Here is a 15,470-nt window from a genome sequence, read left to right as displayed (position 1 = left end):
CGGCGTGCAATGCACCACCCGATTGCGAATGTAGGAGTCCAATTCGCGGGCACACAGTGCATAAAGTCACGAGCGCGCTGGAGGCCCGCACCACTGTGCGCTCGCTTGTAAGAGGATGGTGTCAATGCACCGCGCGGGGCTTTAAAAGTTCTTCAGCAAAGGCGGCTAGGATCATGCGAAAACCGCGGAGCTTTCCTGGAACTTCTTTATCGGTGCTGAATTCTTCCAGTAAAACAATCGGCTCCCGGCGCCTTCCCATTCCTTTTCTTTTGCATGCCCAATAATCCGCCCCGGCGATCGCGCAAATACCTCATCGGCATCGCCGTTTTGATCGTGCTGCTCGTCATTGCCTCTTCATGGCTTCGACCGGCGAAGAAGAACGAATACCTCACTGCGACGGTGCAGCGCTCCGACCTCGAGAACGCGGTGCTCGCCACGGGCGTGCTGCAGGCGCTCAAGCAGGTCGAGGTGGGTGCGCAGGTGAGCGGCCAGCTCAAGTCGCTCAAGGTGGTGCTCGGGCAAACGGTGAAGAAGGGCGACTGGCTCGCCGAGATCGACCCCGTCATCTCGCAGAACACCCTGGCGCAGGAGCAGGCCAGGCTCGACAACCTGCTGGCGCAGAAGCTGGCCAAGGAGGTGCGCGTCAAGCAGGCCCAGCTCACCTGGACGCGCCAGCAGGAAATGCTCGCGCAGGACGCGGCCGCGAAGCAGGACATGGAAAGCGCCGACGCCGAATTGCGCGCATTGCGTGCCGACGCGGTGTCGCTCGAGGCGCAGATCCGCCAGCAGAAGCTGGCCGTGGCCTCGGCGCAGCAGAACCTCTCGTACACGCGCATCGTCGCGCCCATCGACGGCGACGTCGTCTCCATCAACACGCTCGAAGGCCAGACCGTGGTCGCCGCCTTCCAGGTGCCCACGCTGATGAAGCTGGCCGACCTCTCGACCATGACCGTGAAGGCGCAGGTGTCCGAGGCCGACGTGGTGCGCGTGAAGCCTGGCCAGCCGGTGTACTTCACCATCCTCGGCGACCCGGACAAGCGCTACCACGGCACGCTGCGCGCGGTGCAGCCTTCGCCCGAGAAGATCAACAACGCCGTCTTCTTCAATGCGCTGTTCGACGTGCCCAACCCCGACCGCACGCTGCGCGTGGACATGACGGCGCAGGTGGCCATCCTTCTGGGCGAGGCCAAGCAGGCGCTGACGGTGCCGCTCACGGCGCTGGGTGCGCGCGACAAGGACGGCCGCCAGGAGGTGCGCGTGCTCAAGGCCGACCAGACCGTGGAAACGCGCAAGGTGCGCGTCGGCATCTCCAACAACTTCCAGGCGCAGGTGCTCGAAGGGCTGAAGGAGGGCGACAACGTCATCACCGGCGACGCCTCTGCCGTGCTGGAGCGCGGCGAGGGCGGCGGGGGCGGTGACGGCGGCGGCCGGGGCAAGCCTCAATGACGCAGCCGCTGCTCAGCCTGCGCGGCATCGGCCGCAGCTTTCCCTCGGGTGAGCAGGAGGTGCAGGTGCTGAAGGACGTGAACCTCGACATCGGAAGCGGCGAGATGCTGGCCATCGTCGGCGCCTCGGGCTCCGGCAAGTCGACGCTGATGAACATCCTCGGCTGCCTCGATCGGCCGAGCACAGGCACCTACACCGTCTCGGGCCAGGACGTGGGCACGCTCGACAGCGACGCGCTGGCCGAACTGCGCCGAGAGCACTTCGGTTTCATCTTCCAGCGCTACCACCTGATGCAGCACCTGACGGCCACCGGCAACGTCGAGGTGCCCGCCGTCTACGCCGGCACCGACGGCCAGGCGCGCGACTCGCGCGCGCGCCAGTTGCTCGCGCGGCTGGGCCTGGGCGACCGCACCGAACACCGGCCAAGCCAGCTCTCGGGCGGCCAGCAGCAGCGCGTGAGCATCGCGCGCGCGCTCATGAACGGCGGACAGGTGATCCTGGCGGACGAGCCGACCGGTGCGCTCGACAGCCGCAGCGGACAGGAGGTGATCGGCATCCTGCGCGAGCTGCATGCGCAGGGCCACACGATCATCATCGTGACGCACGACATGCAGGTGGCGAGCTGCACCGAGCGCATCATCGAGATCGCCGACGGCGTGATCGTGGGCGATCGGCCCAATGTGCCGACGGTGGCGGCGCCAGCTCAAGCGGCTGCGCAAGCAGACGTCGCGGCCCCCAAGGCGATGGCGAAGCCCCGGTTGGGCATCGCCCGCTTCAGCACCGGCTGGGCCCGCTTCGCCGAAGCATTCCGCATGGCCTGGCGTTCGATGATGGCGCACCGCATGCGCACGGCGCTCACCATGCTGGGCATCGTCATCGGCATCACCTCGGTGGTGTCGATCGTGGCTATCGGGGAGGGCGCCAAGCGCTACGTGCTGTCGGACATCCGCGCCATAGGCACCAATACGCTCGACGTGTACCCGGGCCGCGACTTCGGCGACGACAAGGCCACGAGCATCCGCACGCTCATACCTTCCGACCTCGACGCCATCGCGGCCCAGCCCTACGTGCACAGCGTCACGCCCGTGACTTCGCGCAGCCTGCGGCTGCGCTACCGCAGCGTCGACATCAACGGCACGGTGAACGGCGTGAGCGACAGCTTCTTCCGCGTGCGCGACATGCAGATGGCCAGCGGCGCGGCCTTCACAGCCTCCGACGTACGCCACCAGTCGCAGGTGGTGGTGATCGACCAGAACACCCGGCGCAAGCTGTTTGCCGACGGCACCGAGCCGGTGGGCAAGATCATCCTGGTGGGCAGCCTGCCATGCACGGTGATCGGCGTGGCCCAGGAGAAGAAGACGGTGTTCGGCGACGGCAACAAGTCGCTCAACATCTGGCTGCCCTACAGCACGGGCGCGAGCCGGCTCTTCGGGCAGCAGCACTTCGACAACATCACGGTGCGCATCCGCGATGACCAGCCGACCAAGGCGGCGGAAGACAGCATCGTCAAGCTGCTCACGATGCGCCACGGCACCAAGGACTTCTTCACCTTCAACATGGACAGCATCGTCAAGACGGCGGAGCGCACCAGCCAGTCGCTCACGCTGCTGCTGTCGCTCATCGCGGTGATCTCGCTGGTGGTGGGCGGCATCGGCGTGATGAACATCATGCTGGTGTCGGTGACCGAGCGCACGCGTGAGATCGGCATCCGCATGGCGGTGGGCGCGCGCCAGAGCGACGTGCTGCAGCAGTTCCTGACCGAGGCGGTGCTCGTGTGCCTGGTGGGCGGCCTGGTCGGCGTGACGCTCTCTTACGGCATCAGCTTTCTGTTCTCGCTCTTCGTCAAGCAGTGGCAAATGATCTTTTCAATGGGCGCCGTGGTCTCGGCATTCCTGTGCGCGTCGCTGATCGGCGTGCTGTTCGGCTATCTGCCGGCGCGCAACGCGGCGCGGCTGGACCCCATCGAGGCGCTGGCTCGTGAGTAGTGCTCGTCTTTCCTCTGCCTTGATGGGTGTCGCGGTGCTCGCCCTGGGCGGCTGCACGCTGTTCCAGCCCGAGCCGCGCGCGCAGCGGCCGCTCGAAGTTCCGCAGCGTTGGCAGCAGCCGATTTCGCCAGCGGCCACCGGTGCCATGGTTGTGCAGTCTGCCGACTGGTGGACGGCTTTCGGCGATCGTCAGCTCGACCGGCTCATCGACGACGCGCTTCGCACCAACAACAACCTGGCGGCGGCTGGCATCCGCGTCCGGCGCGCGCAGCTTCAGGCGGGTTTGGCGAACACGAACCTCACGCCCGACGTGCTGGGCCAGGCCAGCACCAGCCGAAGCTACGACCTGAAGCGCGGCGGCGTGGCCGGCTCGGCCTCGAGTTCAGCGGTGACGCTGAGCTACGAACTCGACCTGTGGGGCCGTCTCTCGGCACTGCGCAGCGCTGCCGACTGGGAACTCAAGGCGACCGAGTCCGACCGCGAGGCCGCGGCGCTGTCACTGGTCGGCACCACGGCGGGCCTCTATTGGCAGATCGGCTACCTGAACCAGCGCATCGAACTGAGCGAGGCGGGCATGGAAGACGGCCGCCGCATCCTCGCGCTGGCACGCGTGAAGTACGCGGCCGGCGCGGTGTCGGGACTGGACGTTGCGCAGGCCGGCCAGAACCTCGCGACCCAGGAAGCGGCCCACACCCAGCTGCTGCAGCAGCGGGTGGAGGCGCGCAACGCGCTGGCGATCCTGTTCGACCCGCTGCCCGAGCCGATGGCCCCGGAGCCTGCGCGGCTGCCCGACATCGCGTTGCCCGCCATCGATGCCGGCGTGCCCGCGAGCCTGCTGGGCCGTCGCCCCGACCTTCGCGCCGCCGAGCAGCGCCTGCGCGGCGCGCTCGCGAACGTCGATGCCACGCGCACCGGTTTCTATCCCGCGCTGAGCCTGACGGGCGTACTGGGCACCTCGAGCACCGCGCTCGGCGAACTGCTGAAGAACCCGGTGGCCACGCTGGGTGCGGGGCTGACGCTGCCTTTCCTGCAATGGAACACGGCTCGGCTGACGGTAGCGGTGTCGCAGACGCAGTACGAAGAAGCAGTGGCGGGCTTCAGGCAGTCGCTCTACACGGCGCTTTCCGAGGTCGAGAACGCGCTGTCGTCACGCACCCAACTTCGCGCAGAAAGCGAAAGCCTGGCGCTTGCGCTGCAGGAGGCGCAACGCGCCGAGCGACTGTCGGAGGTGCGCTATCGCGCCGGCGCGACCGCGCTGCAGCCGGTGCTCGATGCCAAGGACAGGCGCCGTGCCGCGGAGGTGTCGCTGGCGCAGAACCGGCTGAACCAGCTCAACGCGACGATGACGCTCTACAAGGCGCTGGGCGGGGCAGCGACGGGGTCGTGACGAGACCGGACCCCCTCTCCCTGAGGGCGAGGGAACAGGACATCGATCAGTCCTGGAACGGCGGCTTCTTCGCCAGCTTGCGGAACAGAAGCAAAGGCAGGCGCAGCACGAACTCGACCATCAGCCGCGCGTGCATCCAGGTCAGCAGCACGTTGTCGCGGCCGTAGCGGAAATGCGAGACGCCGCCTTCCTCGGCCGTCAGGTACTTCACCGGCGCGTCGATGTTGACGGGCTTCACGCCGCGCCATGCCAGCCGCACGACAGCCTCGGTGTCGAAGTCGAAGCGTCGCATCCAGGGCTGGCGCTCCATCACCGCGATCAGGTCGGCCACCGGGTACACGCGAAAGCCGTAGAGCGAATCGCCGACGCCCGCGAACAGGGTCTCGAGCTGCGTCCAGCCGTTCGACACGCGCCGCCCGCGCACGCGCAGCAGCGGTGCGCTGGCGTCGAACACCGGGCGGCCGAGCACCATGGTCTCGGGGCGCCGCAGCGAGGCCTGCATGAAGGCGGGAATCAGGTCGGCCGGGTGCTGGCCGTCGGAGTCCATCGTGAGCGCGTGGGTGAAGCCCGCCTCCTTGGCGGCGCGCAGGCCGTGCAGCACGGCGGAGCCCTTGCCCTGGTTCTGCGGCAGAACCCACACGCGCAGGCCCGGGTCGCTCTCGGCCATCTGCTGCAGGCGCTCACCGGTGCCGTCGTCGCTGCCGTCGATCACCACCCACACCGGGTTCCACTGCGCGCGTGCGGCGGCGACCGTGGAGAACAGCCGCTCGCCGGTGTTGTAGCTGGGGATCAGGACAAGGTGTGTGCGCGAGGCGTCTGGCATTCGGGGGACGCGTCGGTGGCGCGCTGCTCCATGTTTTGTCGGAAGTATTGTTCGAGTTCGGCCTGCAGTACGTCGCTGTCCTGCGTGGGCGCGAAGCGCTTGCCCAGGCGCAGCGTGAAGACGATGGGCAGCGGCGGCACGCGCCACAGCGGCCAGCCCTTGGCGAGGTAGGGCGAGTCGGTGTCGATGAACACCGTTTGAATGGGCGCCTGCGCCAGCTTGGCGATCAGCGTGGTGCCGGGGCGGAAGGGGTTGAGCGGCGGCGTCACCGTGCGCGTGCCCTCGGGGAAGATCACCAGCTGCCCGCCGTTGCGCAGATCGTTCACCGCCAGGCGCACCATCGTGCGCGCCGACTTGTTGCTGATGTAGCGCGCCAGCCGGGCGCCGGCGCCCAGGAAGATGTTGCCCATCAGGTCGGCCTTCATGATGCAGGCGCTGCGCGGCAGCCGCGCCACCAGCAGCAGGGCGTCGAGCATGGTCGGGTGGTTGGCCACGAAGATCACGCCGGGCTCCTTGCTCATCGGGTCGAGGCAGGTGGCATCGATGCGCATCATGCCGGTCACCGAGGCCAGCCACCAGAACATGCGGTAGGCGAAGGCGATGGTCATGCGGCCCAGGGCGCGCGCGGGCGCCGCCGGCATCACCGGATGGATGAGCATCGCGAAGATGTTCCAGACCAGCGAGATCACGCCGAGGAACAGCAGCAGCGCATAGAGCATCAGCGCGAGCGGGATCGATGCGAGAAATCTCAGCACGCGGGTCATTGATCGGTCAATCGAGCGGAACGGCCGGGCGAAAGCCGGTCAGGCCCGCAACTGCCCCGCGGCGACGGCATGGGCCTCGATCTCGACCAGCAGGTCGCTGCGGCAGATGTCCGCCTCGAGGTACACGGCGTGACGGGCCATCGGCGCGTCGGAACCCAGCGTTTCCTCGATGATGGCGCGCACCCTGGCGGTGTCCGACGGATGCCGCACGTAGACCACCGAATCGAGCGCGGAGAGAGAGAACTTCGCGCTGCAGCGCGCGTTGGCCGCCTCGACCACTGCCTGCAGGTTGCGCAGCGTTTCCCGCGTCTGCTCCTGCACGTCGCCGTGGTGCACGGTCTCGTGTCCCACGATGCTGGCGGTGCCCGAAATGAAGAGGGCGATGCTGCCGCCACCGATGTCGGCCAGCGCGGCGCGCGAGAAGGTCGGCGAACGCGGACCGTAGGTTTCGGGATAGCGGTAGGCCGAGACCTGCCGCGGGTTCTCGACCGGCAGCGGCGCGCACTGGCCGGCCAGGAATCGGATCGAGAGCGCGCCCTGGTGGATGCCCAGTGCGCAGGCGGCCGGTGCGCCCTCGAAGGCGGCGCGTCCGGCTTCGAGGAAGGCTTCCTGCCGGCCCAGGTTGAACTGGCGGTAGCGCTCCAGGCCACCGCCGTCGGCGTTGATCTGCGGCAGGTAGTTCCAGATGCGCTGCAGGTGCGGCGTGCCGGCCTGGTCGAGCGTCTTGAACAGGTCGCGGTAGGCGCGGTGCGCGAGTTCGGCCAGGCCCTGCTTCTCGGCGGACTCGTCGAGATCGATGGCGCCGAGCAGCCAGTGCCCGTCGGTGCGCCAGCGAGCGATGCCGGTGGTGCCCGACTCGATCTGCGCGCCGCTGGCGTGCCACACGTCGGCCATCGCGCCGCCGTCCGAGAGCACGCGCGCATTGACCGTGGGCATCCAGGCCACGCCGTGGGGCGTGCCGTAGCCGAGGGCTGCGAAAGGGGCCTCGCCGTCGTCCGCGAGCGCCAGGCTGGCTGCCAGCGACATGCGCTCGACGCGCAGATGAGGCTCGTGGCGCTGCGGTAAGGGGGCGTGCTGCGACGGGTTGTCGGGATTCCCGGGCCCGACGGAAGGCGATGGCGTCATTAAACAATTATCACCAAAAGCCCCGGCCCGAATTCCGGGGGGCGGAGCCGGCGTTGTGTGCGCCGGACAGTAAACTCGGGGCTGCTCGGATTGACACAGAAACACAGGACAGCGAGATAGAAAGCCATGGCCGGACACAGCAAATGGGCGAACATTCAGCACCGCAAGGGCCGCCAGGACGAGAAGCGGGGCAAGCTCTGGACCCGCGCCATCAGAGAAATCACGGTGGCCGCCCGCGCCGGCGGCGCCGACCTGAGCGGCAATCCCCGGCTGCGGCTGGCGGTTGAAAAGGCCAAGGCGGTCAACCTGCCCATTGACACCATCAAGCGCAACATCGACAAGGCCACCGGCAACCTCGAAGGCGTCAATTACGAAGAGATTCGTTACGAAGGGTACGGCATCGGCGGCGCGGCGATCATCGTCGACACCATGACCGACAACCGGGTGCGCACCGTGGCCGAAGTTCGTCACGCGTTCTCCAAGCACGGCGGCAACATGGGCACCGAAGGCTCGGTGGCCTTCCAGTTCAAGCACTGCGGCCAGATCATCTTCGCCCCGGGCACGAGCGAGGACAAGGTGATGGAAGTGGCGCTCGAGGCAGGCGCGGAAGACGTCGTCACCGACGACGACGGCGCCATCGAGGTGATCACCTCCGTGGCCGACTTCGAGGCCGTGAAGAACGCGCTCGAAGCCGCCGGCCTGAAGCCCGACGCTGCCGAAGTCACCATGCGCGCCGAGAACATGGTCGAGGTCACCGGCGAAGACGCCGCAAGAATGCAGAAGCTGCTCGACGTACTCGAAGACCTGGACGACGTGCAGGACCTCTATCACAACGCCTCGCTGTCCGAGTGAACACGAGCGCCCGATGCATGTTTGTTGAATCACAGCGAGAAATGAAGGCCCGCGAATGAAGGTACTGGTAATTGGGGGAGGGGGCCGCGAACACGCTCTCGCATGGCGCCTGGCGCAGGCCTCCCGGGTGAGCCGCGTGTACGTGGCGCCGGGCAACGGCGGCACCGCGAGCGACGAGCGCTACGACTGCATCGACATCACCGAGCCCGCCGCGCTGCGCGAGTGGGCCCTGAAGGAAAAGATCGCGCTGACCGTGGTCGGCCCCGAGGCCCCGCTGGCAGCGGGCGTCGTCGACGAGTTCCGCGCGCACGGGCTTCGCATCTTCGGCCCCACGCAGGCTGCCGCGCAGCTCGAAAGCTCGAAGGCCTTCTCGAAGGCCTTCATGAAGCGCCACAAGATCCCCACGGCGGAGTACGAGGCCTTCACCGACGCCGCAGCCGCGCATGCCTACATCGACGCCAAGGGCGCTCCCATCGTCGTCAAGGCCGACGGCCTGGCAGCCGGCAAGGGCGTGGTGGTCGCCATGACGGCGCAGGAAGCGCACGAGGCGGTCGACTTCATGCTGGTCGACAACAAGTTCGGCGTCTCGCACAACGAAGGCGGCGCGCGCGTCGTCATCGAGGAGTTCCTGCAGGGCGAGGAAGCCAGCTTCATCGTGCTGTGCGACGGCAAGAACGTGACCGCGCTGGCCACCAGCCAGGACCACAAGCGCCTGCTCGACAACGACGAAGGCCCCAACACCGGCGGCATGGGTGCGTATTCGCCCGCGCCGGTGGTCACGGCCGAGGTGCATGCGCGCGCCATGCGCGAGATCATCCTGCCGACCATCCGCGGCATGGAGAAGGACGGCATCCCGTACACCGGCTTCCTGTACGCCGGCCTCATGATCGACGCTGCCGGCCACCCGAAGACGCTCGAGTTCAACTGCCGCATGGGCGACCCCGAGACGCAGCCGATCATGATGCGGCTCAAGTCCGACCTGTTCGAGGTCTTCTGGCACGCCACCGACGGCACGCTCGACCAGGTCGAGCTGCAGTGGGACCGCCGCGTGGCGCTGGGCGTGGTCATGGCTGCGCACGGCTACCCGCTTTCGCCGCGCAAGGGAGACCGCATCACCGGCATTCCGGCCGAAGCGCCCGACGCCGTGGTGTTCCACGCCGGCACCACGCTCGACAACGGTGAGCTCAAGACCAGCGGCGGCCGCGTGCTGTGCGTGACGGTCCTCGCCGACAGCGTGAAGCAGGCGCAGCAGCGGGCCTACGAGGTCGCCGCGCGCGTCAAGTTCGATGGGGCGCAATACCGCAAGGACATCGGGTTCCGCGCGGTTCATGCGCGCAACCCCCACGGCTCCTGATGCAGCAAACCAACCCGGCGGCAGTCGGCGAGTACCTGCGCGGGCTGCAGCAGTCGATCGTCGCTGCGGTCGAAAGGGCCGACGGCGGCACCTGCGTGCGCGATGCCTGGCAGAAGGCGCCCGACGAGCCGCTGCAGGGCAGCGGCCTGACCTGCATCCTCGAAGGCGGCGAGCTCTTCGAGCGTGCGGGTTGCGGCTTCTCGCAGGTGCGCGGCCCGAAGCTGCCGCCTTCGGCCACGCAGAACCGTCCTGAGCTGGCGGGTGCGCCTTTCGAGGCGATGGGTGTGTCGCTGGTGTTCCATCCGCGCAATCCGTACGTGCCGATCGTCCACATGAACGTGCGCATGCTCGCCGCTCTTCCCGAAGGCCGGGAGCCGGTCTGCTGGTTTGGCGGCGGCATGGACCTCACGCCCTGCTACGGCTTCGAGGAAGACGCGGTGCACTTCCACACCGTGTGCCGCGATTCGCTCGCCGCATTCGGCGACGACAAGTACCCACGCTTCAAAACCTGGTGCGACGAGTATTTCTTCCTCAAGCACCGCGGCGAGCAGCGCGGCGTCGGCGGCATCTTCTTCGACGATTTCTCCGAAGGCGGCTTCGAGAACGGCTTCGCGATGATCCGCTCGGTGGGCGACGGCTTCCTGCAGGCCTACCTGCCGATCGTCGAGCGCCGCCGCGGCACGCCGTACACCGAGCGCGAGCGCAACTTCCAGCTCTACCGGCGCGGGCGGTATGTGGAATTCAACCTCGTTTGGGACCGCGGCACGCACTTCGGCCTCCAGTCGGGCGGGCGCACGGAATCGATCCTTCTGTCGATGCCGCCGCTGGCGAGTTGGTCCTACCAGCAGCAGCCCGAGCCGGGCAGTCCCGAAGCCGCGCTCTACAGCGACTTCATCGTCCGACGAGACTGGATATGACCCAAAGGCCCGCCTTGCAGCGCGCGATACCGGTGCTCCCGGTTTCGCGAAGCTGCTGCCGATTTCTCGCGTGCGAGCAATGAAGGCACGGCGTATCGGCGTCTTCGGCGGCGCATTCGATCCGCCGCACAACGCCCACGTGGCGCTGGCAGAGGCCGCGCTGGCGCAGCTCCATCTCAATGAACTGCACGTGATTCCCACCGGCCAGGCCTGGCACAAGAGCCGCGAGCTGACGCCCAAGGAAGACCGGCTCGCCATGACCCGGCTGGCCTTCGGCGAACTGCAGGGCACGGTCGTGGTCGACAGCCGCGAGGTGCTGCGCGACGGCCCCACCTACACGCTCGACACCCTGCATGAACTGCAGCGCGAGCAGCCCGCTGCGCAACTGGTGCTCATCATGGGCGCGGACCAGGCGGCCGCGCTTCCGACCTGGCACGGCTGGCAGGATATACTCGGCATTGCTACTGTTTCTGTAGCGTATCGCGCACTATCGACGGGTAACCCTGCCCGTTTTGATCCGAAAACATTGCCCGGCCTTCCGGCTGGCGCGCGTTTCGAAGCGCTCGAATTGCCTCCCATGGATATCAGCGCCACCGAGATCCGGCGGCGCTCGGCGCTCGGCGTGGACATTTCCTCGCTGGTTCCGCCCACGGTTGCACGCTATATTGACCAACACCACCTCTACCGCTCTGCCTGATGACCACTGAAGCCGCCGCAAAGAAAAATATCCAGAAACTCCAGCGAGCCATCATCGATGGCCTCGAAGACGTCAAGGCGCAGGACATCCAGGTATTCGACACCGAGCATCTCTCGCCACTGTTCGAGCGCGTGATCGTCGCATCGGGCACTTCCAACCGCCAGACCAAGGCGCTGGCCGCGAGCGTGCGCGATGCAGTGCGCGAAGCCGGTTTCGCCAAGCCGCGCGTGGAGGGTGAGGACAACGGCGAGTGGATCATCGTGGACTGCGGTTCGGCCGTCGCGCACATCATGCAGCCCGCCATCCGCCAGTACTACCACCTCGAAGAGATCTGGGGCGACAAGCCTGTGCGTGCCAAGCTCGGCGGCACCAAGCCGGCGGCAGCCACGGGCGCCAAGGCCGGTGCCGAGGAGAAGAAGCCCGCCAAGGAACCGACGCTGCGCCGCTCCAGTGCCGCCAAGACCGCGATCCGCGCGGCCGAGCAGGAAGCCAAGGCTGCGAAGGCGCCGGCCAAGAAGACCGCTGCCAAGAAGGCACCCGCCAGGAAGACCACCACCGCGCGCGTGCCGGTCCAGGTCGTGGGCAAGCCCGCTGCCAAGAAGCCTGCGGCCAAGAAGCCTGCGGCCAAGAAGACGACGGCTGCCAGGAAGGCGCCAGCCCGCCGCGCATGAAGCTGCTGGTGGTCGCCGTCGGGCAGCGCATGCCCGATTGGGCTCAGACTGCCTGGGACGACTACGCCAAGCGCTTTCCGCCCGAACTCAAGCTCGAGCTGCGCGCGGTCAAGACCGAGCCGCGCGGCTCCAAGACGCTCGAAACCCTCTATGCCGCCGAACGCGAGCGCATCGAGGGCGCCATTGCACGCGGCATGCGCATCGTGGTGCTCGACGAGCGCGGCACGGCGCTGACCACCAAGGCGCTCGCGGCGCGGCTGCAGGCCTGGCAGGGCGAGGGTGACGACGTCGCCCTGGTCATCGGCGGGCCCGACGGGCTGGACCCGGCCTTCAAGGCAGCGGCCCACGAGCGCATCCGGCTGTCCGACCTGACACTGCCGCACGCGATGGCGCGCGTGTTGCTGGTCGAGCAGCTGTATCGGGCGTGGTCGGTCAACGCGGGCCATCCTTACCACCGCGAATGACGAACGCCGACGGGCAGGTCGCATTGCTCGAGGAACGAGGCCACCTGCTGGTGCCGGCGCCGTTGCCGCCCGCGATGCTCGATGCTGCGGCGAAGTCGCTCGATCAATGGCTGGGGCAGGCGGCGGGCAGTCGCAATCTGCTGGCTCATCCGCCATGCCGCGAAATGGCCATCCAGCTGAAGGCGCGGCTATGCCGCAAGGGCCTGCTCGATGCGTCGTCGGTGGCCGTCCAATGCACGCTCTTCGACAAGACGCCCGAAAGGAACTGGCTGGTCGCGCTGCACCAGGACACGTCCATCCCGGCTTCGGCCGACGGCATGCCCGCCGTCATCAAGGAGGGCGAGCCCTATGTGCAGCCGCCGATCGACCTGCTGCAGTCGCTTCTCGCCGTACGCGTGCACCTGGACGACTGCGGTGCCGACGCCGGCCCGCTGCGCGTCGTGCCGGGCAGCCACCGTGCGGGCCGGCTCGACCCCGATGAAGCGCAGGCCCTGCGCGCCGCCCATGGCGATACCGTCTGCACGGCGGCGCGGGGTGACGCGCTGCTGATGCGTCCCTTGCTGCTGCATGCCTCGTCGCGGGCGAAGTCGCCGGCACGCCGCCGCGTCCTTCACTTTCTTTTCGGACCTCCGGGCCTGCCGCATGGGCTGGCCTGGAACCACATGGTGGCCGGCGATCCGCCGAGTCCACGGGAGACCTGAACCTTGCCGGATTTCATCTACCTTGCCTCGCAGAGCCCGCGTCGGGCCCAGTTGCTCGGCCAGCTCGGCGTTCGCCATGAATTGCTGCTGGCCGATGCCGACGAGGATGCCGAATCGCTCGAAGCCCTGCTGCCCAACGAGGCTCCGGCCACCTATGTGCAGCGCGTGACCGGCCTGAAGCTCGACGCCGCCGTCGCCCGCATGCGCAGGCGCGGCCTGCCCGAGGCGCCGGTGCTCTGCGCCGACACCACGGTAGCCCTCGGCCGGACCATCCTCGGCAAGCCGGAAGACGAAAAGGACGCCGCGCGCATGCTGCGGATGCTCTCGGGCACCACCCACCGCGTGCTGACCGCGGTGGCGCTGCACCACGGCAAGAAGAGCCACGCCGCACTCAGCGTGTCGCGGGTGCGCTTCGCCGAGATCACGAAGCAGCAGATCGCCCGCTATGCGGAAAGCGGCGAGCCGCTGGGCAAGGCCGGCGCGTACGCCATCCAGGGGGCGGCGGCGGCGTTCGTCGAGCACATCAGCGGCTCCTATTCGGGCATCATGGGCCTCCCCATGTTCGAGACCGCACAACTCCTGCGGCAGGCGGGGATGCTCAAGTGAACACGCCATGACACTCAAGACCGCATTCTTTTTCAGGGCCGCCGCTGAACCGGCTTGGCCGGGCCGCCGGCGGCGCGCCCCGGCAGGAGGGTGGGCGAAGCGACACGAAGTGTGCGCAGCCTGGGGGGCGAGCCTATGAGCCAGGACATCCTCATCAACTGGTCTCCGCAGGAGACCCGCGTGGCGCTGATCGAGCACGGCGCGGTGCAGGAGCTGCACGTCGAACGCACGCTGGAACGCGGGCTGGTCGGCAACATCTACCTGGGCAAGGTGTCGCGCGTGCTGCCGGGCATGCAGTCGGCCTTCATCGACATCGGGCTGGAGCGCACCGCCTTCCTGCACGTGGCCGACATCGTGGCGCCGTTCACGCCGGGTTCGCGCCCCAGCGCGCCGGCACCCGAGCGCGACCACCGCAACGGCGGGCCGATGGTGCCCATCGAGAAGCAGGTGTTCGAGGGACAGTCGCTGCTGGTGCAGGTCATCAAGGACCCGATCGGCACCAAGGGTGCGCGGCTTTCCACGCAGATCAGCATCGCCGGTCGGCTGCTGGTGTTCCTGCCGCAGGACAACCACATCGGCGTGTCGCAGAAGATCCCCTCTGACCAGCGCGAATCGCTGCGCAACCGGATGCTCGCGCTCATCGAGGCCGCCGCGGCGGCCGACAGCGGCGGCGTGGTGCCGGCCAACACGGGCGGCTTCATCCTGCGCACCAACGGCGAAGACTCCAGCGACGCGGAGCTCGCGGAAGACATCGCCTACCTGCGCAAGACCTGGTCGCGCATCCGCGACGCCTCGATGCGCATGCCGCCGATGTCGCTGCTGCACCAGGACCTGAGCCTGCTGCAGCGCGTGCTGCGCGACATGACCGGCGAGGAAACGCAGACCATCCGCATCGACTCGCGCGAGCAGTTCGAGCTGCTGCTGAAGTTCGGCCTCGAATACATGCCCAAGGCCGCGGGCAAGCTGCAGCACTACAAGGGCGAGCGGCCGATCTTCGACCTGTATTCGGTCGACGAGGAAATCGCGAAGGCACTGGGCCGGCGGGTCGACCTGAAGTCGGGCGGCTACCTCGTCGTCGACCAGACCGAGGCGCTGACCACGGTGGACGTGAACACCGGCGGCTTCGTCGGCGCGCGCAACTTCGACGACACCATCTTCAAGACGAACCTCGAAGCGGCGCAGGCCATCGCGCGGCAGCTGCGGCTGCGCAACCTGGGCGGGATCATCATCGTCGACTTCATCGACATGGGCCGTGACGACCACCGCGAGCAGGTGTTGGCCGAGTTCCGCAAGCAGCTTGCGCGCGACCGCGTGAAGACCACCGCCGGCGGCTTCTCGCAGCTCGGACTGGTGGAGATGACGCGCAAGCGCACGCGCGAATCGCTGGCGCACATGCTGTGCGAGCCCTGCATCGCCTGCGGCGGGCAGGGCATCGTGAAGACCGCACGCAGCGTGGCCTACGACGTGATGCGCGAGATCCTGCGTGAGGCGCGCCAGTTCACGCCGCGCGAGTTCCGCATCGTCTCGTCGCCGCAGGTGATCGAACTCTTCCTCGACGAGGAGAGCCAGCACCTTGCGGGCCTGAGCGACTTCATCGGCAAGCCGATATCGCTGCAGTCGGAGCCGGCGATCGGGCAGGGGCAGTACGACATCGTGCTGCTCTGAGGCAGCACCGGTC

At 67.9% G+C, this 15,470-nt stretch carries 15 protein-coding genes; 12 read left to right on the top strand and 3 right to left on the bottom strand.

Translation table 11 applies throughout. The annotated features are described in order from the left end of the window. The first annotated feature begins 273 nt into the window (after positions 1-273). The 3 genes from macA to ACTJLF_RS02065 are packed head-to-tail and all read left to right on the top strand — an operon-like array spanning position 274 to position 4,818. Positions 274-1,446 carry a macrolide transporter subunit MacA gene (gene macA, locus ACTJLF_RS02075; protein WP_019652874.1) on the top strand — a complete coding sequence of 391 codons (1,173 nt, stop codon included), beginning with the start codon at positions 274-276 and terminating at the stop codon, positions 1,444-1,446. Then, entirely contained in the window at positions 1,443-3,431 is a 1,989-nt protein-coding gene (gene macB / locus ACTJLF_RS02070) for a macrolide ABC transporter ATP-binding protein/permease MacB (RefSeq protein ID WP_440882397.1), read from the top strand. The genes macA and macB overlap by 4 nt, the downstream gene beginning before the upstream one ends. A 22-nt stretch (positions 3,432-3,453) precedes the next feature. Next, positions 3,454-4,818 (top strand): efflux transporter outer membrane subunit, encoded by a 1,365-nt coding sequence (locus ACTJLF_RS02065; protein ID WP_440882428.1) that lies wholly within the window; start codon positions 3,454-3,456, stop codon positions 4,816-4,818. Positions 4,819-4,864: 46 nt separating this feature from the next. Here the strand turns inward: ACTJLF_RS02065 and ACTJLF_RS02060 are convergent, their stop codons facing one another. Genes ACTJLF_RS02060 through ACTJLF_RS02050 form a run of 3 tightly spaced genes read right to left on the bottom strand, consistent with a single transcriptional unit; the run spans position 4,865 to position 7,431 of the window. Beyond that, the gene (locus ACTJLF_RS02060) at positions 4,865-5,641 is read right to left on the bottom strand and encodes a glycosyltransferase family 2 protein (protein ID WP_132799030.1); all 777 of its coding nucleotides are present in this window, start codon (positions 5,639-5,641) and stop codon (positions 4,865-4,867) included. Beyond that, on the bottom strand, positions 5,608-6,405 hold the full coding sequence (locus ACTJLF_RS02055; RefSeq protein WP_019652870.1) for a lysophospholipid acyltransferase family protein: 798 nt from the start codon (positions 6,403-6,405) through the stop codon (positions 5,608-5,610). The genes ACTJLF_RS02060 and ACTJLF_RS02055 overlap by 34 nt, the downstream gene beginning before the upstream one ends. A 39-nt stretch (positions 6,406-6,444) precedes the next feature. After that, positions 6,445-7,431: a Rid family hydrolase gene (locus tag ACTJLF_RS02050; protein WP_440882396.1), complete on the bottom strand. Its 987-nt coding sequence runs from the start codon at positions 7,429-7,431 to the stop codon at positions 6,445-6,447. Positions 7,432-7,656: 225 nt separating this feature from the next. On the opposite strand from ACTJLF_RS02050, the gene ACTJLF_RS02045 reads away from it, so the two are divergent. The 9 genes from ACTJLF_RS02045 to rng all read left to right on the top strand — a co-directional run bounded on the left by ACTJLF_RS02045 (position 7,657) and on the right by rng (position 15,457). Then, positions 7,657-8,382 (top strand): YebC/PmpR family DNA-binding transcriptional regulator, encoded by a 726-nt coding sequence (locus tag ACTJLF_RS02045; RefSeq protein WP_440882395.1) that lies wholly within the window; start codon positions 7,657-7,659, stop codon positions 8,380-8,382. Between the two features lie 55 nt (positions 8,383-8,437). Beyond that, on the top strand, positions 8,438-9,736 hold the full coding sequence (purD, locus tag ACTJLF_RS02040; protein ID WP_019652867.1) for a phosphoribosylamine--glycine ligase: 1,299 nt from the start codon (positions 8,438-8,440) through the stop codon (positions 9,734-9,736). Beyond that, positions 9,736-10,653, top strand: a complete 918-nt coding sequence (gene hemF / locus ACTJLF_RS02035) for an oxygen-dependent coproporphyrinogen oxidase (protein ID WP_132750899.1) — start codon at positions 9,736-9,738, stop codon at positions 10,651-10,653. Before purD ends, hemF begins: the two co-directional genes overlap by 1 nt. A gap of 79 nt (positions 10,654-10,732) precedes the next feature. Then, the gene (gene nadD / locus ACTJLF_RS02030; RefSeq protein ID WP_440882394.1) at positions 10,733-11,350 is read left to right on the top strand and encodes a nicotinate-nucleotide adenylyltransferase; all 618 of its coding nucleotides are present in this window, start codon (positions 10,733-10,735) and stop codon (positions 11,348-11,350) included. Continuing rightward, positions 11,350-12,021, top strand: coding sequence for a ribosome silencing factor (rsfS, locus tag ACTJLF_RS02025; RefSeq protein WP_184603159.1), 672 nt, complete (start codon positions 11,350-11,352; stop codon positions 12,019-12,021). The genes nadD and rsfS overlap by 1 nt, the downstream gene beginning before the upstream one ends. Next, on the top strand, positions 12,018-12,485 hold the full coding sequence (rlmH, locus tag ACTJLF_RS02020) for a 23S rRNA (pseudouridine(1915)-N(3))-methyltransferase RlmH (RefSeq protein ID WP_126181685.1): 468 nt from the start codon (positions 12,018-12,020) through the stop codon (positions 12,483-12,485). The genes rsfS and rlmH overlap by 4 nt, the downstream gene beginning before the upstream one ends. Continuing rightward, positions 12,482-13,186, top strand: a complete 705-nt coding sequence (locus tag ACTJLF_RS02015) for a phytanoyl-CoA dioxygenase family protein (protein WP_440882393.1) — start codon at positions 12,482-12,484, stop codon at positions 13,184-13,186. The genes rlmH and ACTJLF_RS02015 overlap by 4 nt, the downstream gene beginning before the upstream one ends. 3 nt (positions 13,187-13,189) lie before the next feature. Then, positions 13,190-13,792, top strand: coding sequence for a Maf family protein (locus ACTJLF_RS02010; RefSeq protein WP_145759245.1), 603 nt, complete (start codon positions 13,190-13,192; stop codon positions 13,790-13,792). Between the two features lie 135 nt (positions 13,793-13,927). Further along, positions 13,928-15,457: a ribonuclease G gene (rng, locus tag ACTJLF_RS02005; RefSeq protein ID WP_019652860.1), complete on the top strand. Its 1,530-nt coding sequence runs from the start codon at positions 13,928-13,930 to the stop codon at positions 15,455-15,457. The last annotated feature ends 13 nt before the right edge of the window (positions 15,458-15,470 follow it).

Source organism: Variovorax sp. 22077 (genome assembly GCF_052044195.1).
Lineage (GTDB): Bacteria > Pseudomonadota > Gammaproteobacteria > Burkholderiales > Burkholderiaceae_C > Variovorax > Variovorax atrisoli.
Note: the sequence above shows the minus strand (reverse complement) of the source record. Positions and strands in the feature narration are given on the sequence as shown.